Below are 22729 nucleotides of genomic sequence, written 5' to 3'. Positions count from 1 at the left end.
TATAAAACACGGCTGCACTGTATCTGAAATTCACTTTACAGATATAGCGCAGCCGTATTTTTTACAGTTTGCAGTTCTTACTTATTTATACTCTAATTTCTGACTTTCACAGACATCACATTTCTTTATGATGTTCATGACGTTTATGGTGCTTATCATCCTTCTTATGGTGATGTCCATGCTTATGTTTTGCATTTCCACACACTTCACATTCAACCTCGATCTTACCCTGTGTATCCTCATCCCAGGTTCCATAAGAAACCATCGGCGTGTCTTTCATAATACATAAACTGATCGTCTGGTAAAGAATAATTCCGCCCATTTTGGCTCTGTACACAAACAGTTCCCGTCCAAAATAATCGCAGATCCTTCCCAGCACTTCTCCCTCTTTGAAAGTCTCACCCGGCTGTTTCGCCGGGTACCAGCATCCTGATACCGGTGCATCCTCATAGATAACAGGACTTACTTCTACCGGCGGTTTGCCATGCATATGAGATTTACCGCGAAGAACTCCAAGATGTCTGAGGATATTCTTCACATCATGAACATCCTCAGCAACCAGATCTTCACACCAGCGGGAGCTGTGACCACGTTCCAGCAGGATACTCGGAATTCCCATGCTTCCGGCATAGTTATAAGCTCCGCCTGTTCCACACATGGAAGTTACCAGATAGTCCACATGTGCGATCTCAGCCATTTCGCGGCTCTTTGCGGCTACTTCCGGCGCTGCTGCACCTGTACAGTATACATAGGATACCAGGCCCTCAAATCCGTCACCACAGTGCAGATCCACATAGTAATCCGCTTTCGGGAAAAATTCTGTTACAACAGTATAAGCGATCCTGTCACTGAGTGTACCATTCGGATTTCCGGGAAAAACTCTGTTCAGGTTTTTTCCATCCTCATAGGTAAGACTCATGGTACGATGCTCAAATCCGGTTCTGTTCATCAGGCGGATCACTATGATATTTCCTGCGATCTTCTTTGGATCCAGTTCATCCGCAAGCTGCATGGCAGCCTGAATTCCCACATATTCAGCATTATGTACACCACCGGAGATCAGGACTGTCTCGCCCTCTTTCTCTCCGCAGATCAGTGTTACCGGAATTCCAAATTCTGCGCCAATGATATGCACAAATCCGGATACTTTCTCACCCGGCTTCGCTTCCAGGTCTGCTACTCGTAATGTCCTCATCCTATATTCTCCTCTACTCATTCCATGTCTGCCAGATCTTATCATCCACCGGCAGGCCCTTATATTGTTCAATAAATACCAGTTTTAGCAGTTAGTTGTGTAAAACTTCCATATTTTCAAACAGGGAGCGGATACCTGAAGTATCAACTCCCTGCCTTTTCATTTTTAACATTCTTTCACATTCCTGTCAAATAAAAACAGAAACACGCAGATGTTTTCATAAGTAAATATTATTCTTAATCAAAGATACGCGCCTTAGCATCTTCTACAGAATAGCTCTCTGTCAGCTCTTTGAACTTCTCAGGTGTAGCACTTTCATCAAATACCTTGATCACGCCCTGAAGATCATCACAGCTGTATGCGTTTTCATAAATACCTGTTGCATATCCATAAAGCTCTTCATAATCTTTCTCGTCTGTTGCGGTCCAGAAGCCCTGGTACAGACGTGCTGCCTGTCCGTTCTCTTTCACTGCATCCGAATTTCCTGTGATGGCATTGTAGATCATGGCAAATGCAGGGCCTGCCAGAGATGCATATTTACCCTGTACATAATCAACAGGTGGATTTCCGAACATATCTTTCTCCTGGAAAAGCTCATAATTTCCATCGGTAAAACTGTCGATAGAACCTACCAGAATATTGCTGTTCTGTTCTTTCTCTTTATCTGCAATTTTGTCCAGATAAGTAGAAACATGGAATGCACTCATCAATGCATCACAGTTTCCATCTGCAAATGCAGTACTCAGATTGTCAAGTCCCGGTCCATCCTGCTCTGTGTATCCCGGACAGATCGTAACCTGTACAGAACCGTCTTCACTGGAAAGCTTTGTAACTTCTTCTGTTGTAGAAAGTGTTTCTGCTTCTTCTGTCAGAACCAGCCCTGCTTTCTCTTCCAATGTATTGAGCATTCCCCAGGTTCTCACCTGATGCAGACGGTTCCCTGAAGAAGCGCCACCGGACATGATCACGAAATTCTTCGCACCCTTATCCAGAAAATACTCTGTCATATCACATCCGCTCTGGTACACATCTTCAAGCTTCGGTCCCACACTTCCCATATAATAGGTATTATCTTTTACTACTTCATAATTCTCATCGCTGATCGTGTTAGAACCAAGTGCATAATACACCTCTTCCTTTTCACATTCCCCGATGATATCCTGAAGTCCTGCTGCAAAACCTGCAAAAGAAATGATTCCTTCTGCACCCTGCTCTTTCATTTTATCAATATACTGAATCTCATCCTCTGCGTTGGTTGTCCTGCCGGAGAAAATGAATTTCACAGGAAAACCTGCCTGGATATAATCACGGTAGTAGTCAGCGAACATTTCCATCTCTGAAGAATCCGGATCATATACGATGACACCAATTGTATGCGCCTCACCATCTGCATAGGTTTCAGCGGCAGCCCAGGCAGGGGGTGTAACTCCAAGCACAAGAGCTGCACTCAGTGTCAGACTGATAAACTTTCTTCTCATTACACCTTCCCCCTTTCCTTCAATTTTTCAGATGCTCCTCCACATAGAAACAAGCTGCTTCATGTCCGGGAGCAATTTCTTTCAGCTTCGGCATCTCTGCCTTACATCTGTCAATACAATGCTCGCAGCGGTTCTGGAAAGGGCAGCCCTTAGGTACATCCAGAGGACTTGGTGCTTCACTCTCGATACTCTGGATTTTCTGACTGGGATCCATGTGGATTGAGAACTGTGCACCCAGAAGTGCCTGTGTATACGGATGTACTGCATGCTCTGTAACATCTTCACCGGGAATAACCTCTACGATATTTCCCAGATACATAACAGCGATCTGATGGGCAAAAGAGCGGATCAGCGCCAGGTCATGACAGATAAAAAGCATGCTGATATTTTTTTCTTTCTGAAGTCGTACCAGAAGCTCGATCACAGATTCCTGTACGGAAACGTCCAGTGCAGATGTCGCCTCATCACAAACCAGGATCTCCGGTTCCAGTGAAAGCGCTCTTGCAATACTGATTCTCTGTCTCTGTCCACCACTCATGTTGTGCGGATAACGATCTACGAAATCACCCGGCAGTTCTACCATTTCCAGCAGTTCTCTTGCTTTGGCTTCTTTTTCGCTTTTCTTTAATTTTCCGAAATTGATCAGCGGCTCTGTAAGGATATCCACGATCTTCATCTTCGGGTTAAATGATGCCAGCGGATCCTGGAAAACCATCTGCATGTTCTGGCGGTTTAACCATGTTTCTTTCCTGGAAAGATCAGCAAGGTTTTTGCCATGATACAGAATCTCACCGCTGGTAGGCTTGTCGAGGGAGATGACCATTCTTACGAATGTGGATTTACCGCATCCACTCTCTCCTACAATTCCTAATGTCTTGCCTTTATATACATTAAGGTTAATGTCATTGCAGGCTGTCAGTGTCCGTCCATGGGATGCCGGAAACTGTTTTACGATGTGCTTTGCACTCAGCACGATATCTGATTCCTTAAACAAAACGGCGTCCCTCCATTTCCGGTACTGCTGCCAGAAGTTTCTTTGTATAATCACTTGTCGGATGATTCATAACCTCATCCCTTGTTCCCTGATCCACGACTTTTCCGTGCTGCATAACGATCAGCTGATCCGCCATGTAAGCAGCTACACCAATGTTATGGGTTACGATGATGATACTTGTGTGAAAATCATCACGAAGTTCCATCATCTGACGTACGATCTGTGCCTGAGTGGTAACGTCCAGCGCACTGGTCGGTTCGTCTGCCAGAAGCAGTTCCGGATTAAAGGTCATTGCCATGGCGATACCGACACGCTGACGCATACCACCGGAAAGCTGATGAGGATAACTGTTCATGATATTCTCTGCTTCCGGAAGACGCATCTTCTCGATCATGCTGACACCCTTTTTCCATGCTTCTTCTTTTGACATTTTTGAATGAGTACAGATATATTCCACGAACTGGCTTCCAATCTTACGGATCGGATTCAGGGTTCCGCCGCAGTCCTGGAAGATCATGGATATACGTGTTCCTCTTAACTGTCTCCATTCATCCTTGGTATTGGTCAGCAGGGATTTTCCGTTAAAGAGGATATCTCCCTGTGTTACCTTACCGCCTCCGGCAAGTGCGCCGAGGACAGCTCTGATAACAGTGGTCTTTCCACTTCCACTCTCACCTACAACACTGATGATCTCGCCCTTCTTCATGTTCAGGTTGAAATGTTCGATGGTAGGTGCCTGCTTTCCATACTGGACTGAGAGATCCTTTATTTCAAGCATAAATTAACGCTCCTTTTTGATTAAGATTACTCAGCAAGTGTAATGTCTTTTGTCAGCCAGTAGTAATCCATCGGATACATCTTCACGCCTGTAACTCTCTTGTTGGAGAACAGATAAGTTGTCTCATATCCGAAGAATACAGTTGCTGCATCATCCATGATATCCTGCTGGATCTTGATGATCAGGTCTTTTCTTTCTTCTTCGTCAAATGTTCCTGCAAGCTCATCAAGAAGTTCATCTACTTCCGGATTATTGTATCCTGCTGTGTTGTTTGCAGATTTGCTGTACCAGTTTTCTCTTAAGTAGTTTTCCGGGTCACCTGTGTTTGCAACAAGTACGTTCCAGATAAGAAGGTCATACTGACCGGAATCTCTCATGTCGAGAAGTGTTTCATAACTTACTGTGTTCAGGTTTACATTGATACCGATATCTTTTAAGCTTGCCTGTGCTGCCTGTGCGTAAACACCAAGCTCTGCACGGCTTGTATAGATAACGAAATCAAGTGTCAGCGGATCTCCGTCCGGTGTTTCCACGAATCCGTCACCGTCTGTATCTTTGTATCCAGCTTCCTCAAGGATTGCTTTCGCACCTTCCGGATCATAGCTGTTCTCATCGTTCAGATCATCAAATCCGAAGTCAAGTGTCGGAGGTACCGGTGCTTTACCTGCTGTAGCTCCACCCTCAAGAAGAACGTCACAGTATGTCTGTTTATCAAGTCCGCGCAGAAGTGCCTGGCGAAGCGCTTTATCGCTGAGTGCACGACCTTCACTCTGGTTCATGAATGCGTATGTGGAACGCAGGGACTGAAGCTCCTGGATCTCATAATTGTCATTTCCTTCAAACTCAATAAGGTTCTCTGTCTTTAAGTTATAAGCGATATCGATCTCACCTGTCTGAAGAGCCATGGAACGTGTTGTCTGATCATCTACACATTTCAGTGTAACCTTATCCAGCGGCACTTCTCCATCCCAGTAATTCTCATTCTTAACCACAACGCAGGAGTCTGTAGGGCTGAAAGATTCTACTGCGTAAGGTCCTGTACAGATCGGTCCTTCCATTGCAAATGTAGAGTCATCTACGTTTGTATCTACGATCAGGAATAACGGGTCTGCAAGGCTTCCTGCCATGTTTGCGTTTGCTCTGTTTAAGTGGAAGATCAGGTTCTGTCCGTCAACTTCCATGCTGTCCAGGTCAAAGAACTCCTGTACACGGTCGCTCTTGTCAGCTGTACGCTGGATAGATGCCATTACCATCTCCGGTGTCATGTCATCACCGTTGGAGAATTTCACGCCTTCACGGATCTTGAATGTCCATGTAAGTCCGTCTTCGCTGTTTTCCCAGCTCTCTGCCAGACAAGGAACGATTTCACCGTTCTCATCGAATTTAGTAAGGCACTCACCAATAGCATAACGGGAAACAACCCAGCTGAAGTACTGCTCTGTAGGCTCCAGAGTATCAGCGAAGCTTGTTACACCGATTGTGATCTCTTTTGCATCTGCTGCGTGAGTTACAGTTGCCATGGAAAATGTCATTGTACATGCAAGTGCTACTGCTAAAACTTTTTTGAATAATGTGTTTTTCATATATTCCTCCTGAAAAAATTAGGTAAGTGGGATTCATTTCCACTTTATGGTTGATCATTTATCATTATTACTTGTGCAGAAGTCCGATTGCTGTCTGCACCGGTTGATTGTTACTCTATCTTACCTTATCTTCTACGGTTCAGTACGGAAGCCGCAGAACTTTTTATACCCGGCATTTTTTTACCATGCGGATATATTTGAGCTGTCCTCATTATATAAGAAACAACAGCCTGCTTTCTTACTCCTGTCTCGGATCGAGAACGTCACGGATGCTGTCACCAAGCATGTTGAAGATAACTACGCAGATCACGATCGCAATACCTGGGTAGATCATCAGCCAAGGTGCTTTTGCCATGTAAGTTCTTCCCTCGTTGAGCATCAGTCCCCATTCAGGTGTCGGCGCTGTAGCACCAAAACCAAGGAATGACAAGGATGCCAGCTCCAGCATCATGGTTCCGATATCTGCTGCTGCAGTTACTACCATCTGAGTAACCATGTTCGGGAGAACATGTACAAGCAGAATCTTCCATGTCTTGGTTCCGTTTACGACTGCTGCTTCAATATAAAGGTTTTTCTTTACTCTCAGTACCATGCTTCGTGCAAGACGGGCATATTTGGTCCAGCTTACTGCTGCAATGGAGATAACCGCATTTACAAGGTTCGGTCCCAGCATACCGGCGATTGCGATGGCAAGTACCAGACCAGGGAAAGAGATCATCATATCTGCGATACGCATGATCACACTGTCTATGATTCCACCGAAGTATCCGGCGATAACTCCAAGAAATGTACCGATCACAAAGATAACTGCTACCAGACATAATGTCATGACCAGAGAAGTTCTGGTTCCGAAGATCACTCGTGATAACAGGTCACGTCCCAGCTTGTCTGTTCCAAAGGGATGTGCAGAACTTGGCGCCTGAAGGGATTCCAGCATTACTGCATCCAGCGGGTCGTAGGGTGCGATCTGCGGAGCAAACACAGCTACACCGACTACCACCAGCGCCAGTATCGAAAAAAGGGTAAACTGCTTATTTTCTTTAAATACTTTCGCTAACTTCAATTATCTATCCTCCTTAAGTCTTGGATCCAGATAAGTATAGGACAGATCCACAAGCAGATTGATACACATATACAGGATAGCGATCCACAGTACATATCCCTGAACCAGCGGATAATCGCGGCAGGAGATTGCTTTGACTGCCATATTTCCCATACCAGGCCAGTTGTAGATGATCTCAACGACCGCAGTACCGCCAAGAAGACTTCCCAGAGAAAGTCCAAGCAGAGTTACCAGTGGGAGCATTACATTCGGAAGAACATGTCTCCAGAGGATTACGCTCTCTTTGATTCCTCTCATTCGTGCACCTGTTACATAATCCTGGTGAAGCTCCTCCAGAACCGCACTTCTTACCTGTCTTGTATATTTCGCAGACATGGCAAGGGCCAACGTAAGTGACGGCAGGATCATCGCCTTTAAGTCGGTGCTTCCTCCTGCTACATTTACCCAGCGAAGCTGTACACCGAAGATGCTAAGTAAGATCAGACCCAGCCAGAAGCTTGGTACGGACACCCCGATAAAAGTAATTCCTCTTACAAAATAGTCCGGGAATTTGTTCTGATACACTGCTGCCAGGATTCCCAATGGGATGGAAATCACGATCATCATCAGCAATGCCAGCAAAGACATCTTCAGGGTTGGCCAGAAACAGGATACAAGTTTCTGTACTACCGGCATCTTAAAGGAATAGGACTGTCCCATATCTCCGGTAAGCACACCCTTGAGCCAGCTTCCATACTGTACAAGAAACGGCTGGTCAAGACCCAGCTCATGTCTTGTCTGTTCCAGAAGCTCCGGTGTGGGAAGATTACCGCACTCTGTCAGCATGATCTCAGCCGGATCACCAGGAGACAGATAAGTCAGTCCAAAGGTCAGAAAACTGATACCGAAAAGGACGATCAGAATCTGCAGAAATCTTTTCCCGATTTGTTTTTTCGTCAAAATAATCTCCTTCCTACATCTTTCGTGAATTAAACCAATTTCAGAATTGTTACTGAGCGCCTTTTGTTCAGTAACGCGGAAAAATCCCCCCAGGGGGCTTAATTTTACGCAAAAAAATAGCCCGTATATAAAATACCATACATACGGACACAAAATGACACGAAAAAATTATGCTTCCTATCTACCGTAAGAATCATTCCTATCCCAATTGTAAGCAGTTCTCCTGACTTAAAATCATCACTTCGAAATCGCCTTCCCAGACCAACTTTAACTTCACATGGTCCAGTGACATTTATCATTACGAAGCTCCCTATTACAGTGACGGGATCGTACCGGACTTACACCGGTTTCTCTATTAATCCTTGCGGAACTTACAACGACTGGTTCAAAACCAATAAATGTTATTTATTTTTTGCCTGAACAGTATAAAACAACTTTTTATATTTTGTCTAGTATTTACGAAAAAAAATTGAATTGTATCAAAAAACATACAAAAAAAAGAACCCTGCCTGCAGGATTCTTCTTTCCACTGATGTCTCTCTTCTATATTAATTCAGTCCTTTAATATAATTGATCAGATCTTCTTTCTCGCTCTCAGTCAGCTTACGGACATTGGTAAATGCACTGACAAAATTCTTCAGAGAACCTTCATAAGAATCGTCAACGATCTGCTGAGCATAATTCTCGAAATATTTCTGCTTCGTAACGGCCGGAATATAGATCGCACGTTTACCGCTTTTGTCAATATTCAGAAAACCTTTCTGAGCAAGGCGTGTAAGGAATGTATTTACAGTCTGCTTTTTCCATTCTTTATTTGCCTCGTTATTAAAGTAATTCATAATCTCGGAAAAAGTCCCTGGTGTTTCTCTGGACCATAAATAATTCAAAATATAATATTCAGTTGCGCTCATCGCGTTGCGTACCATTATAAGTCCTCCTTATTAGTTATCTTTCTTGATATAGTACAACATATTTATATCTTATTATAATATAAATCTGCAAAGATTACCAGATGAAGATTTATACAAAAATCCAACTGCAAAATAGGCTATTTTTTTATACAGATGCTTCTTTGATCATACAATACTGCTTCAGTCCGAAATGAGGTTTCTCCACAATTCCATAAGTCTTGAAGCCGAAATGCTCATAGATGGGAACATTGTTGGGATTATGCGTTTCCAGGGAGATCAGCATCTTATGTTCCTGTGCATAATCGATCACTTCATCCATCAGAAGTTCTGCCAGTCCATGGTGCTGATGGCCCGGATCCACTGCCAGGTAAATTACATGAAGCCGTTCGGTCTGATGAAGCTGGTCCGTCCAGCTGGAATTCAGGTAATCCTTTCCCTGAACGAAATTCCAGAAGGTCTTCAGGCTGGGATCCTCTTTGATCAGCCAGCCATCTGTGGTAAGCATGGCCTTCGCCTCTGTGAGGCAGTACTCCAGGAAATTATAATGCTCTGTTTCATCAGAAACCACCAGAATACTGTTCAGTTCACTGCTGTCGGAATAGATCTCACAGGTGTGAAAAAACTCCGTCAGATCGCAGGAAAAAAGCTCCGGGAGAAGCCGTTCTCTGGTATCGTCATCAGGGATCAGTGCATGATATAACGGATCCTGGGCGAAGCAGACCGTCAGCAGTTTCTGCAATCGCGGCAAATCGTCTTCCTGTACTCTGTATAACTTATTGCTTTCCATATTATGTATAAATCTCCTTCAATTATTCTATAATATCAGAGTTAAAGTTCAAAAAGCCGTTCGTGCCTGCACGCTTTGACCCTAACATCCTTTTATTTCTTCCAGCATTACGTAAATCCTGGAAACCGATTGTTTCAGATAGCGGATATCATCTCTGTAGTAAGCTCTCTGTCTGCGCAGGGCAGCCTCCAGGCGGCGGATCTCTTCATCCAGTTCAGGCTCTTTTTCATTCATCCGCTCTTTCAGTTTCTGAACGATCCCGTAGAGGTTCTCATGATGCATGATGCGTCCTGCTCCCCACATCAGGCGGTCCTTGGGCTGGTGAAGGATGTATTCTGTGAAATGATAGTAAACCTCTTCGTCAAAAAGAAAGGCATACATATTATTATCTACCCGGTAAAGGGCTTTCAGCGCATCTGTGATGTCATTTTTCTCCAGGGATATCCTTGCTTTCTCAAGCTGGCGGATATTCCAGGCTGCTGCTTCCTGCGGAAACATTACTTCATCCTGCCAGTTCAGGCGCACCAGATAATCCTGAGTCTTGCGGAAAATATGAAGAAGTTTCTGTCCCTGTGGCTGCCATTTCTCACGGAAAGCTTTCTTCGCTGAACGCTCTGTCAAACTCTGATATTCTCCGTTGATCCTGCAAATCCAGTCATAGATCTGTGATCCCAGTTCTTCTGCTGCCTCCAGTTGTGTCAGAAGTTCCTTCTGATCTCCTGATGCACAGTCAGAAGCTGTATCCCTCACACTGGCTGCCACTGCATGCATGGTATTGCCGAAATTCATCGGCGGCAGTACCAGACGGTCCAATTCCATGATCAGTTTCAGATAACATTCATGATGGAAACGATAGACCGGTTCCTGATATACATCCTGATTATCATACTGTGAATGATAATAATTCTGCATGAAGGGACCTGCACTGAAATCATTGACTGTAGAAGGAATCCCCGCGATCGCCATGGAGAAATCATCGGACCAGGTTTCAATGGGATACAGAACTGTAATCCCATCCGGATACGCCTCTTTTGGCACAGTGAGTGATTCTGTAAACTCCCGGATAAAATCTGCATATTCATAGGTACAGCGGATGGCATCCCGGGTATTATGTGCATGGGCCGGAAGTTCAAAGTTCAGATCTGCAATTACTTTTCCCTGCCATTCCGGATGTACGCGAAATATCTGATTGTAAGCCCCTGTGGACCAGTCGTACTTGGAGTCGATCACTCCCCATTCTTCCGCTGCCATGGCACAGAAGACGATGGTATGAGCAGGCTGATATCCTCCCTTTACCAAAGCCCTGGCAATTCCCAGCATCATGGCGATGGCTGCATTGTCATCCTGAAATCCATCGAAATAGGAATCATAATGGGCAGATAACAGGATCATGGAATCTGTCTCTGTACCTGGGATTTTTCCCACAATATTGCTGGCTTTCACATCAGGCATCACCCTGGAGCAGGCATCAAGGGAAACGGTAACGAATTCTTTCTCCCTCAAGGCATCTTTCAGTACCCGGGCATCTGCCTGTGACAAGGAAAATGCAGGTGCGAAATCCGGCCCAGCAATATCCTGTGCATTCAGGGCTGTCTCCGCGATCTCACCGTAACCGTTGGCCTGCACTGCAATGAGAGCTGCTGCCCCTCTTAAATAGGCCTGATATACCGGAAAGCTGATCCACCATTCATCCCTCTGGTTGATCTCCACCATAACCAGCCTGCCTTTTACATTCACTCCTTCGTAATCAGCTGCTGTGCCTTTTCCCAGATAGACAAGTTCGTAATCCTGAAATTCGTCCGTTTCGAAGTTCGTCTGGTAACCGCCCATCTGGAATTCATGAGTCTGGCCTGCTTCATCCGTGAACTTCAGTACAGCTTTCTTAAATTCCCAGCCATCCAGTGTAAACCTATCCTTCGTTACATCTTTCAGGCCGATCTGCTCCATTTCTTTATAAAGCATCTCCCCTGTGGCCGTCTCTGCATCAGAACCTGCAGTACGATAACCCAGGACAGAATTGGTTTTTTCTTTTTCCATGCGTTTGGCAAGCTGATAGGACCAGTCTGTGTCAATGTAGGAAATACAGGAATTTTTAATGTTCAATTTCTTCGCCTCTTTCCTGATATTGTACGATGAAAAGCTGTTCGTGATATCATGAAAGTATTTTAGCATAGAAAAGGGAATGGAACAAGAAAAAAGAAACTGCATCACTGATCCATTACAATCCGATCAGCAAATGCAGTTTCTCCTTATGTTCACTTTTTAACCTTTTACAGCTCCAACTGTAAAGCTCTCCTGAACCTGTTTGCTCAACAGCAGATAGATCACTACTGTAGGCAGTGTGGCGATCACCATACCGGCTCCGATAATTCCCCAGTTCGTGGAATGTTCGCCTACGAAGGACATGATTCCTACAGGAAGTGTCTTATACTGGGAACTGTCTACGAATGTGTTAGCAAATAAAAGCTCGTTCCATGTATTCAGGAATGCGAAGATACAGGAAGTGGCAATTGCGGGACGTATCATAGGCAGGATGATCCTGAAAAACATATTGAAAATATTACATCCGTCGATACATGCAGCTTCTTCGATCTCTCTTGGCAGAGATTTAAAAAATCCGCTCAATATCATAACCGTCATCGGCATAGCAAATGTGATATACGGAAGCATCAGTCCCAAATATCCCCCTCTGATTCCCAGACGGTCCAGTCCCTGGAACAATGGAAGCAGTGTTGCCTGTACAGGGATCATGATTCCCAGACTGAAGATCGCTGCCACAATTCCCTTGGCCTTCCAGTACATTCTGTTAATGGCATATGCAACCATAGATGCCAGAAGTGTTGAAACCACAACTGTCACTACTGCATAGAAAACAGAGTTTAACAAATATCGTAAGATTTCTCCTCCCATAAGGGCCTTGGAGTAATTTTCCAGATGCCATACTTTCGGCAGACCTACCAGATTGTTGGAATCAAATATTTCTGTATTACTCTTGAATGAGAATGTTACCAGCCAGTAGAACGGGAATATCTGAATAAAAGTAAATACCGCCAGGAACAGATAGATTAAAGTCTTTTTTAATTTCATAGCACTCATATTCATCTGGCTCCTCTCAAATCATCGATGCATTTTCTTCGGATTTTTTGAAAATGCGGTTGATCAGGAAGCTGAACACCAGACACTCAAATACGATAAAGAACGCCTGGGCGCTGCCGTAACCATAGCGGCATTTTACAAACAGATTATCATACATCAATGTTGCAGGAACTTCACTGACATGGTTCGGGCCGCCGCCTGTCATAACATATACCAGGTCAAATACACGCAGAGAACCAACCAGTGCAAATGTGGCACATACTTTAATCGTCGGCATCAGCAGCGGGATCGTGATCTTCGTAGCTGCCTTGAATCCTGTAGCTCCGTCCAGTTTCGCAGCTTCATAATATTCCGGCGAAATATTCTTCACACCTGCATAGAGGATGACCATATGGTATCCGATGCTCTGCCAGATTGCCGGGATCACCGTTGTCATATAAGCAGTTTTCGGATTTACCAGCCATGCAGTATCGTTTACCATTCCCAGTGCACCCAGGATCGCATTCAGAAGTCCCTCACTGTTGAAGATCTTGCACCAGAGCTGTCCGATTACCATACTGGAGATTACTACCGGCAGGAAAAATACAGTTCTGTAAAAGCCCTCTCCCTTGATCCCGTTTGCCAGAAGGATGGCCAGGAATAACGCGATAGGGATCTGAATAAACAAAGAACCTGCTGCCAGAATAAATGAGTTCAATACAGATCTCAGGAAATAAGGATCTGTTGTAAATAGTTCTTTGTAATTTTTTAATCCTATAAAGACTTTTTCTCCGATTCCGTCGTAATTGAACAGTCCGTAATATCCTGTGGTAAACAGCGGGATCACCGCCATTACCAGAAACAGGATCAGACCCGGTGCGACGAAAACAGCGATATAGGCCTTATTACTTAAAAGTTTTTTCATAGTTTCATCCCTGCGTTATTCTGCTGCGCTGATTGCATCCTGATGTGCAGTCATAAAGCTGTCAATATCTGCGCTTCCGGAAAGTAAGGACTGAGCCTGCTCCAGATGAACAGCTGCTGCGTTTGCATTTATGATACCATCCCAGTTCTGTACACCTGTTTTTACGCCATCATAGAGATCCATTAATTTTACAAATGTCGGGGAAATCGTGTCTGTGTCAACATCTGTATTCCAGCATGGGAATCCTGTGCCAATTTCCAGAGCCTGCTCGCCCATTTTCTCAGAAATATACATTGCGAAATCTGCGGACTCTTCCGGTGTATCTGTGTTTTTGTTTACAAAGAAGGAAGCACTTGCACCGCCTGCATAATCAGCTGCATCCTGCTCGTCAGAAACTACAGGGAATGTGATCACTTCTACATCTTTAACAGCGCTGTCTTCTGCATTGTCGATAGTTCCTGCGAACCAGCTTCCGTCAAGCTGCATTGCAACTTTTCCGTTGAGGAAGTCTGCGGTAGCTTCTGCTTCGCCGTCTTCCAGAGGGTTCTTGCCAAGGATTCCTTTGTCGTATAATTCAACAACATCTTCTGCTGCTTTCTTGAATCCCTCGTTTGTGAATTCTGTTTCGCCCAGAAGTGCGGACTGTACTTCAGAAGCACCTACTTCTCTCAGTGCAAGTGATTCATACAGAGCACCTGCAAGCCATGCATCTTTTGCGCCGATAGCCAATGGTGTTACTCCGTCCAGTTTCGCAAGCGCTTCGCCGGCTGTGATCAGTTCATCATAAGTAGTAGGAATCTCTACTCCTGCCTGGTCAAATAAATCTTTGTTGCAGAACAGGCACATCATATAGCTGTCGATCGGAAGTGCATATAAATTTCCATCCAGTTCAAAGTTGCTTGTGGAACCTTCTTTAATTCTGCTCTTAATATCATCTGTTACATAATCATTTAACGGTAAAACTTTATCAGCATCTGTAAGCTGTTTCAGTTTTCCAGGTGCCCAGTAATAAAATACATCTACTCCGGAAGCGCTGCTTGCGAATTCTGTAGAGATTTTTGTCTTATAGGATTCTGTATCCAGACCGTGAAGTTCAATTTTGATATTTTCATGTTCTTTCTCGTATTCTTCTACCGCTGCCTCGAATGCCTGTGTCTGTGCACTTTCCGGGTCTGTAAACTGATGCCATACATCCAGTGTTACTGTATCAGCTGCGAAAACTGTTGCAGATGCTCCGAAAACTGTTGTTCCAACCATTGCAGCACCCATGCACGCTGCTGTAAACTTTTTCCAATTGTTCATTTTTTTCCTCCCTGAATTATGAACTCTAAGTGACTTGTTATGTTGATATTATAAAATCCGGAAGGCGTTTTCTCAATTCAGATTATTTACCTGAAAGGGTGCGATTTTTACTTTTGTACTCATTTACTGTTTTTCCGGTGTACTTTTTAAAGGATGTTCCGAAGTAATGTGCATCAGGCATTCCCACGGCCGCCGCTACTTCATATACTTTCAGATCCGTAGTATCAAAAAGCTCCATACTCTTCTCCACGCGCTTGCGCATAATATATTTCGTAATACTTTCCCCTACAGACTGTTTGAAAATACGGCTGAGATAACTGGCATTTACAAACAGATCCGATGCGATCAGGTTCAGGGACAGTTTCTCCCTGTCCAGATTCTGTTCAATATATTCCTGTGCTTTCTGAGCTACTGTATTTCCTCCTGCATTCCGTGAAATCGTCTGTATGGTTCCCTCGATCAGAGCATACAGTGTTCTGCAGAACTCCTGCAGTGTATTAATCCCTGAAATATTTTCCAGGATCTTTACCTGTTCTTCATTATCCAGGTGTTTATTGCTTTCCTTCAATACAGACATCGTATTATGGAAGAGCAGAACCCCCAGATTACGAAGCTGAGAGATCATCAACGGACCGTTAAAAATATACTGTTCCAGATAATGGTCTATAAATCCAACAGCCGCTTCCTGGTCACCACTTTTCACTGCGATCCTGTAACTGTCGAAATTCACCGGGTAAGAATGACTGATCTGCTGCATATATTCAATATAATCCTCATAGAAGATCAGAGTCTTTCTCTCATCCCGCATAGTGTCTACCAGTGCTTCCTCACATTCTGAGAGGATCTTCGGGCTGTCATCTCTCTTTTCATAATAGCTGCTGACAGATGCAGCTGCTGTGCCGTTTTTGCCCAGTTCCGTGATCTGTTCAAATGCAGTCCCAAGCAGATCTTTGATCTCCGGAGTTTCCTCTATGACAAAGAATATCTTGTTTTTTTCCAGGAAAAAATATCCGTACTTTTTCTCTCCTATGGTTTTATTCATGATCTCCAGAAGTTTCAGCAGCACATCATGGTCTTCCAGATCCATGAGAAGCAAAAATCCCCGGACTCCATTGTTTTTCCACAGCCGGATCTGATATTCGGAAAGCTTTTCCCCAGATTCCTCAGATTTAATGTACCCGGTGACGATCCTTCGAAGCAGTTCCTGGCAGAGAACCGGATAGATTTCCACATCTTTCGACTGCTGTTCCCGTTCTTTCAGGATCTGTTCCCGCAGCTTCACCGCAGCAGCCAGAAGTTCATCTGACTGGATAGGTTTTAACAGAAATTCTTCCACTCCTATGTGTATGGCTTCTCTGGCATATTCGAACTCCCGGTATCCGGTAACGATCACAATATGCACTGCCGGATATGTCTCCCGGATGCGCCTGCTCAGTTCCAGTCCATCTATTCTCGGCATATTAATGTCTGTATACACAATATCTGGCGTCTGTTTCTCCATCAGTGCCAGCGCATCCTCTGCACACTGGACATTGCCCATAATGTGAAACCCCTCCGATTCCCAGGCTACGCTTTTTTCCATTAATATGCCTTCATATTTCTCATCATCTACTATTAGTATATTAATGACATCCTTCTCCATTACTGTCCCTCTTCTTCGTATTAACCATCTGTTTTGTATGAAAAACGTACCCTCACTTCCGTCCAGCATCCCGGCTGGCTGGATATGGATACTGCATCCTCAATCCCATAAAATAGTTCAACTCTCTGTTTCACACTGTGAAGCCCGAATCCTGACTTGGAAGTTTTATATCCGCCTTCCAGGATCAGCCGGATCTTATCCTCCGGAATCCCTACCCCATTATCTCTCACAGAAACTTCCATCAGTTTGTCGTCCAGTGCATGCACAGAAATACACAGTTCCCCTTTGCCCTCTTTCTGGCGCATTCCATGATGGACTGCATTCTCCACCAAAGGCTGCAGGATCAGTTTCAGCATCAGAATATCCAGCAGATTTTCATCCACTTTATATTCAATGCTGATTTCATTATTATACCGGATATTGATGATCGTCATGTAACTTTTGATAATATCCAGTTCTTCCCTCACCGTGATCACCTGACATCCACTGTTTAAGCTGTTTCTGTAAAATCTTCCCAGCGCCTGTGTCATCTGGAAACTTTTGTCCTGATCCCCGATCAGAGTAAGGCCGCTGATCACATCCAGAGTATTATACAGGAAATGGGGATTGATCTGCTCCAGGATCAGATCCAGTTCATTTTTCCGAATGATCTTCTCTTCTTCCTTGGTTCTCTCCAGAAGCTTACGGATAGAATTCAACAGATTATTATAGGTCCGTTTCAGGTTGGTGATCTCATCCTCACATTCTTCATCCACCTCCAAGTTCTCAGGAATAGATTTAGAATACATCATCTGTTCTTCCATTTTCTGGATCGGTCTGCTCACTGTACGGGAAATAAAAAGCCAGCACAGGATCAGCATACCTATATTGACGATCAGGACGATGAGCGTATTGAAATAACTGATACTGTTGGAAAAACTGCTCATAGGTGTCTCTATAGCTAGGGTCCAGCCATCTATCATAGATGAGATCTTTTTATACACCATGGAATTCTCTTCGCTGCGTACAATCTTTGTCTCATTTTCTTCCAGGGATCCGATAATATCCTTGCTTACATCATAGTTTTCTTTTTCCTCCGGTCCGAAGATCAAAGTGTCATTCATCAACACATAAAAATTGGAATTCAGATTTCCGCCCACAGAATCGAAGATCTCGCGGATGGTTTTCTCATCGATATTTACCATGAGGATTCCCAATTTGGAATAATCTGTTTTTTTCTTGATCACACGGATCATGGAGAGAATATTTCTGTTTTTGCTTTTATAGCTGACGATTCCTCCACCATCTGTCTCAAAGATCCAGTCCCCATCCTTTTTTATGGCTTTTTCATACCAGTAGGCATCTTCTACAGCAATTTCTTTCTTCAAAACAACCTCTTCTCTGTTGCACATAAAAGAATTTCCTATATTGTCATAAAATACAATAGAGGAAATATAATCTCCTGCCAGCATGATATTGGTCAGGCAGTCCTGCAATTCTGTTCTAGTCTTCACAGTCAGATTTCCTTTGGATACCTCTTCCAGAGTATCCTGAAACATTTTGCTCCAGAACACTGCATAGGTATCCTGATTTACATGATCGATCATCAGCTCCAGGTTGCTGTCGATGGCATGAAGAGTCTGTGTTGTCATTTCACCGATATGCTTCAGATTGGATTTCTGACTGCTGTATACCACTGTTCCTATGGAAATGACAGACGACATTAAAATGCAGGCAAGGAACAATACCCATATTTTTGTCTTTATCTTCATCCTTTTCAAACCCTTCATGCATCCACCTCTTCTTATTTCTTATACCAATTTTATCAATGCCACACCATATGCCGGAAGAGCAAATTCCAGCACTGCTTCTTCTCCTTCTACCTTAACAGGTAATTCCTCTGTTTTCAACTCAGAAGCCTCTTTTAATTCCTTCACCTGAGCAGGTGTGGGATAAGTAGGGCATCCCATTTCTTCCCATTGTTTTTTCGCATTTGCATGGTTATCATCGATCCTCTGGATCTCTGCTTTTTTACCGGGGGCATTTTTGATATGAATTTCTACTTTTTCTTCAGAGACTGGTTTTCCGATCATTTCCTGATTATAAACCAGAATTGCAAGGCTGCCGTCTTTGTCCACAACCGGGCAGATTCCCACATGTCCCTGTTCTTCTACCTTCGGAAGCCGTTCCTCTCCCAGCTGATGCATCAGTTCAAAGGCACGGTATACAGGTTTCGGAATTCCATGAATGGTCTGCAGTCCGAATCCACCCCTGAACTCTCCCGGAACCTGTCCATGTTCTTCGAAGATATCAGAAAATGTCCAGAATGAATATGCTTCTACATATCCATAGTTATCAATGAGAGTCTTGGTTACCAATGCGGAGCTGTAAGGTGTATCATGGAATTCGTCTCCCTCATTGGCTGAAGTGTTCCATTCTGTATAATATAATGGAAGGTTTCCTGCTTCATGCTTCGCAATACGTACCATCTTGGTCAGCAGTCCTCTACGGTCTATCTCATCGCTGTTTAAGTTGACTTCTTCTCCGAAGAAATTATCCAGATGCATATCTGCATTCCAGTTGGGATCATCTGATGGATAGTGATGAGTGGAAATAAAATCAAGTGGTACGAAATTTTTCTCACAGTAGTTGACAAAATCCGGGATCCACTCATTATTGGCAGTGGCCGGTCCGCCGGTTCTCAGGTTTGCGCCTACACTTTTTACTGCTCTGGCAGTATGTTCATATAATAAGAAATAATCTTCCTGGCCTCCTGCAAAAAAGAAATCCAGATCCGGTTCATTCCACACTTCGAAGAACCATTTCTCCAGTTCTTCCATTCCGTATCTGCTCTCCAGATGTTTCAGCAACTCAACGATCAATCCATCCCACAGTTCGAAGCTCTTAGGCATGGTAACGTTTCCTTTATAATAGAAGCAAGTCTGATCACCTGATGCAAATGGTGTGGGCATGAAACTCAATTCCACAAATGGCTTCATGTCAATACTTAATAAGAAATCAAAGATATTGTCAATATTGACGAAATTGTATTCGTATTTTCCAGGCTCAACTTCTCTGACCACACTCATCTGGTCATTAAAAAGTCCATGAAAACGTACATACTGAAATCCCAGATCCTTCTTGGCTTTTCTCAGCATCATTCTGTAATCTTCACGCAGTGCAGTATATGCATGGCAAGCACCTACGCATTTCTCCCAATAGTGATCAAATTTAGTTTTCGGCGCATTCTGATCTACATAAAACTTCAAATTCTCCATCTTTTCCTCCTGAAAGTGCATTTTTATTTTTTATTATAAACATGCCATTTCCATCCATGCAATACGCCCTGACTGCAAAGTCAAAATCCCGACCTATTCTGTAAAAAAATTACCCCTCTTTCTTAGTAATCCCCATATCCAGCTAACTTCCTAGTTTTCGCGAATCCCAGCCAGAAAAAAGAAATGGTTTCCCCTTTGAAACACATAAAAAAGGCCAGCTATCATCTAGCTGGCCTTTCCTATATCTTCAAAACTACATACATGTTGACATTTCCTTGAGATTCATTACTTCCTGCGATTCTTGGTCAAGCCCTCACCCGATTAGTAACAGTCAGCTCCATGCATTACTGCACTTCCACCTCTGCCCTATCTACCTCGTCGTCTTCAAGGGGGTTTACTTCTTTCGAATGGGATATCTCATCTTAAGGGGGGCTTCACGCTTAGATGCCTTCAGCGTTTATCCCTTCCGGGCTTGGCTACTCGGCCGTAGACTTGGCAGTCTAACCGATGCACCAGCGGCCCGTCCATCCCGGTCCTCTCGTACTAAGGACAGCTCCTCTCAGATATCCTACGCCCACGCCGGATAGGGACCGAACTGTCTCACGACGTTCTGAACCCAGCTCGCGTACCGCTTTAATGGGCGAACAGCCCAACCCTTGGGACCTACTACAGCCCCAGGATGCGATGAGCCGACATCGAGGTGCCAAACCACTCCGTCGATGTGAACTCTTGGGAGTGATAAGCCTGTTATCCCCAGGGTAGCTTTTATCCGTTGAGCGATGGCATTCCCACTTAATACCACCGGATCACTAAGCCCTACTTTCGTACCTGCTCCACCCGTCGGTGTCGCAGTCAAGCTCCCTTCTGCCTTTGCACTCTTCGAATGGTTTCCGTCCATTCTGAGGGAACCTTTGGGCGCCTCCGATACCCTTTCGGAGGCGACCGCCCCAGTCAAACTCCCCGTCTGGCATTGTCCCACCGCCGGGTCACGGCGGCTGGTTAGAAACCCAATACTGCAAGGGTGGTATCCCAACAGCGGCTCCATAATAACTGGCGTTACTATCTCCTAGCCTCCCACCTATCCTGTACATGCAATACCGAGTCCCAGTACCAAACTGGAGTAAAGCTCCATGGGGTCTTTCCGTCCTGGCGCAGGTAACCAGCATCTTCACTGGTACTTCAATTTCACCGGATGCATTGTCGAGACAGCGCTCAAATCATTACGCCTTTCGTGCGGGTCGGAACTTACCCGACAAGGAATTTCGCTACCTTAGGACCGTTATAGTTACGGCCGCCGTTTACTGGGGCTTAAATTCAAAGCTTCGCTTGCGCTAACCTCTCCTCTTAACCTTCCAGCACCGGGCAGGCGTCAGCCCATATACCTCACCTTTCGGTTTCGCATAGACCTGTGTTTTTGCTAAACAGTTGCTTGAGCCTATTCTCTGCGGCCTCATTTCTGAGGCACCCCTTATCCCTAAGTTACGGGGCCATTTTGCCGAGTTCCTTGACAATGCTTCTTCCGCCGGCCTTAGGATTCTCTCCTCATCCACCTGTGTCGGTTTACGGTACGGGTACGGTATAAACAATAGCGGCTTTTCTTGACGCATGGCTCACGGACTTCGCTACTTTATTTCGCTCCGCATCACGGCTTCCCATTGCCACCCGGATTTGCCAAAGTGGCTGGTACCCCGCTTGCACCGGGCTCTCCATTCCCGGCTTCCGCTTTCCTTACGTGTCCCCACAGTTCTGTCATACCGCAGTACAGGAATCTCCACCTGTTGTCCATCGGCTACGACTCTCGTCCTCGCCTTAGGCCCCGACTTACCCAGAGCAGATCAGCTTTACTCTGGAAACCTTGGATATTCGGCCTAGAGGATTCCCACCTCTATCTCGCTACTCATTCCGGCATTCTCTCTTCCATGCAGTCCACAGCTCCTTACGGTACTGCTTCTTCCCGCATGCAATGCTCCTCTACCAACCTTTCGGTTCCTTAGTTTCGGTGGCGCGTTTCAGCCCCGGACATTTTCGGCGCAGGACCTCTCGACCAGTGAGCTATTACGCACTCTTTGAATGGATGGCTGCTTCTGAGCCAACATCCTGGTTGTCTTCGAAATCCCACATCCTTTTCCACTTAACGCACACTTTGGGACCTTAACTGAAGGTCTGGGCTCTTTCCCTTTTGACCGCCCAACTTATCTCGTGCAGTCTGACTCCCGATAATCGATTACGCGGCATTCGGAGTTTGATATTCTTCGGTAGGCTTTGACGCCCCCTAGGAAATTCAGTGCTCTACCTCCGCAAATCTGTATCGAGGCTAGCCCTAAAGCTATTTCGAGGAGAACCAGCTATCTCCGGGTTCGATTGGAATTTCTCCCCTATCCACACCTCATCCCCACCCTTTTCAACGGATGTGGGTTCGGTCCTCCACTACCTCTTACGGCAGCTTCAACCTGGACATGGATAGATCACCCGGTTTCGGGTCTACTCCTACTGACTCTGGCCCTCTTAAGACTTGGTTTCCCTACGGCTCCGCACCTGAAGTGCTTAACCTTGCCAGTAAGCGTAACTCGCCGGACCGTTCTACAAAAAGTACGCGGTTGCACATATAAAGTGCTTCCACAGCTTGTAGACACAGGGTTTCAGGTTCTCTTTCACTCCCCTCCCGGGGTCCTTTTCACCTTTCCTTCACAGTACTATGCGCTATCGGTCACTAAGTAGTATTTAGCCTTAGGGGGTGGTCCCCCTGATTTCCCACAAGGTTCCACGTGTCTCGTGGTACTCTGGATCCTGCTCAGTCTCA

General features: G+C 44.9%; 16 protein-coding genes, 1 rRNA gene and 1 riboswitch (1 of these 18 only partly in view). All 17 genes read right to left on the bottom strand.

The window, feature by feature from the left end; translation table 11 throughout:
• Nucleotides 1-115: 115 nt before the first annotated feature.
• Nucleotides 116-1195 (bottom strand): M14 family metallopeptidase, encoded by a 1080-nt coding sequence (locus R8695_RS00965; RefSeq protein ID WP_154780603.1) that lies wholly within the window; start codon nucleotides 1193-1195, stop codon nucleotides 116-118.
• Nucleotides 1196-1431: 236 nt separating this feature from the next.
• Complete coding sequence (locus R8695_RS00960; protein WP_154780604.1) at nucleotides 1432-2673, bottom strand: type 1 periplasmic-binding domain-containing protein; 1242 nt, start codon at nucleotides 2671-2673, stop codon at nucleotides 1432-1434.
• Between the two features lie 19 nt (nucleotides 2674-2692).
• Nucleotides 2693-3667 carry an ABC transporter ATP-binding protein gene (locus R8695_RS00955; RefSeq protein ID WP_154780605.1) on the bottom strand — a complete coding sequence of 325 codons (975 nt, stop codon included), beginning with the start codon at nucleotides 3665-3667 and terminating at the stop codon, nucleotides 2693-2695.
• Complete coding sequence (locus tag R8695_RS00950) at nucleotides 3660-4445, bottom strand: ABC transporter ATP-binding protein (protein ID WP_118512399.1); 786 nt, start codon at nucleotides 4443-4445, stop codon at nucleotides 3660-3662. Before R8695_RS00950 ends, R8695_RS00955 begins: the two co-directional genes overlap by 8 nt.
• Nucleotides 4446-4471: 26 nt before the next feature.
• Complete coding sequence (locus R8695_RS00945; protein WP_154780606.1) at nucleotides 4472-6028, bottom strand: ABC transporter substrate-binding protein; 1557 nt, start codon at nucleotides 6026-6028, stop codon at nucleotides 4472-4474.
• A 238-nt stretch (nucleotides 6029-6266) separates the two neighbouring features.
• On the bottom strand, nucleotides 6267-7091 hold the full coding sequence (gene nikC / locus R8695_RS00940; protein WP_118512403.1) for a nickel transporter permease: 825 nt from the start codon (nucleotides 7089-7091) through the stop codon (nucleotides 6267-6269).
• Nucleotides 7092-8030 carry a nickel ABC transporter permease gene (gene nikB / locus R8695_RS00935; protein WP_118512405.1) on the bottom strand — a complete coding sequence of 313 codons (939 nt, stop codon included), beginning with the start codon at nucleotides 8028-8030 and terminating at the stop codon, nucleotides 7092-7094. It abuts the gene before it with no gap.
• A gap of 196 nt (nucleotides 8031-8226) precedes the next feature.
• Nucleotides 8227-8420, bottom strand: a riboswitch (cobalamin riboswitch).
• 158 nt (nucleotides 8421-8578) lie between these two features.
• Nucleotides 8579-8956, bottom strand: a complete 378-nt coding sequence (locus R8695_RS00930) for a BlaI/MecI/CopY family transcriptional regulator (RefSeq protein WP_118512407.1) — start codon at nucleotides 8954-8956, stop codon at nucleotides 8579-8581.
• A 130-nt stretch (nucleotides 8957-9086) separates the two neighbouring features.
• Nucleotides 9087-9728: a GNAT family N-acetyltransferase gene (locus R8695_RS00925; RefSeq protein WP_118512409.1), complete on the bottom strand. Its 642-nt coding sequence runs from the start codon at nucleotides 9726-9728 to the stop codon at nucleotides 9087-9089.
• Nucleotides 9729-9809: 81 nt separating this feature from the next.
• Entirely contained in the window at nucleotides 9810-11765 is a 1956-nt protein-coding gene (locus R8695_RS00920; protein WP_154780615.1) for a M28 family peptidase, read from the bottom strand.
• A 225-nt stretch (nucleotides 11766-11990) separates the two neighbouring features.
• Nucleotides 11991-12824: a carbohydrate ABC transporter permease gene (locus R8695_RS00915; protein WP_118512421.1), complete on the bottom strand. Its 834-nt coding sequence runs from the start codon at nucleotides 12822-12824 to the stop codon at nucleotides 11991-11993.
• Between the two features lie 16 nt (nucleotides 12825-12840).
• Entirely contained in the window at nucleotides 12841-13728 is an 888-nt protein-coding gene (locus R8695_RS00910) for a carbohydrate ABC transporter permease (protein ID WP_154780607.1), read from the bottom strand.
• Between the two features lie 15 nt (nucleotides 13729-13743).
• Nucleotides 13744-15030, bottom strand: a complete 1287-nt coding sequence (locus tag R8695_RS00905; protein ID WP_019160925.1) for an ABC transporter substrate-binding protein — start codon at nucleotides 15028-15030, stop codon at nucleotides 13744-13746.
• A gap of 82 nt (nucleotides 15031-15112) precedes the next feature.
• Nucleotides 15113-16672, bottom strand: a complete 1560-nt coding sequence (locus R8695_RS00900; RefSeq protein WP_167515483.1) for a response regulator transcription factor — start codon at nucleotides 16670-16672, stop codon at nucleotides 15113-15115.
• A 20-nt stretch (nucleotides 16673-16692) separates the two neighbouring features.
• Nucleotides 16693-18441, bottom strand: a complete 1749-nt coding sequence (locus tag R8695_RS00895) for a cache domain-containing sensor histidine kinase (protein ID WP_154780608.1) — start codon at nucleotides 18439-18441, stop codon at nucleotides 16693-16695.
• Nucleotides 18442-18462: 21 nt separating this feature from the next.
• A complete protein-coding gene (locus R8695_RS00890; RefSeq protein ID WP_154780609.1) occupies nucleotides 18463-19929 on the bottom strand; it encodes a GH39 family glycosyl hydrolase in 1467 nt (488 codons plus the stop codon).
• Nucleotides 19930-20230: 301 nt separating this feature from the next.
• Nucleotides 20231-22729: ribosomal RNA gene (locus tag R8695_RS00885) — 23S ribosomal RNA — on the bottom strand (it continues 384 nt past the right edge of the window).

This window comes from Blautia luti (assembly GCF_033096465.1).
Lineage (GTDB): Bacteria > Bacillota > Clostridia > Lachnospirales > Lachnospiraceae > Blautia_A > Blautia_A luti.
Note: the sequence above shows the minus strand (reverse complement) of the source record. Positions and strands in the feature narration are given on the sequence as shown.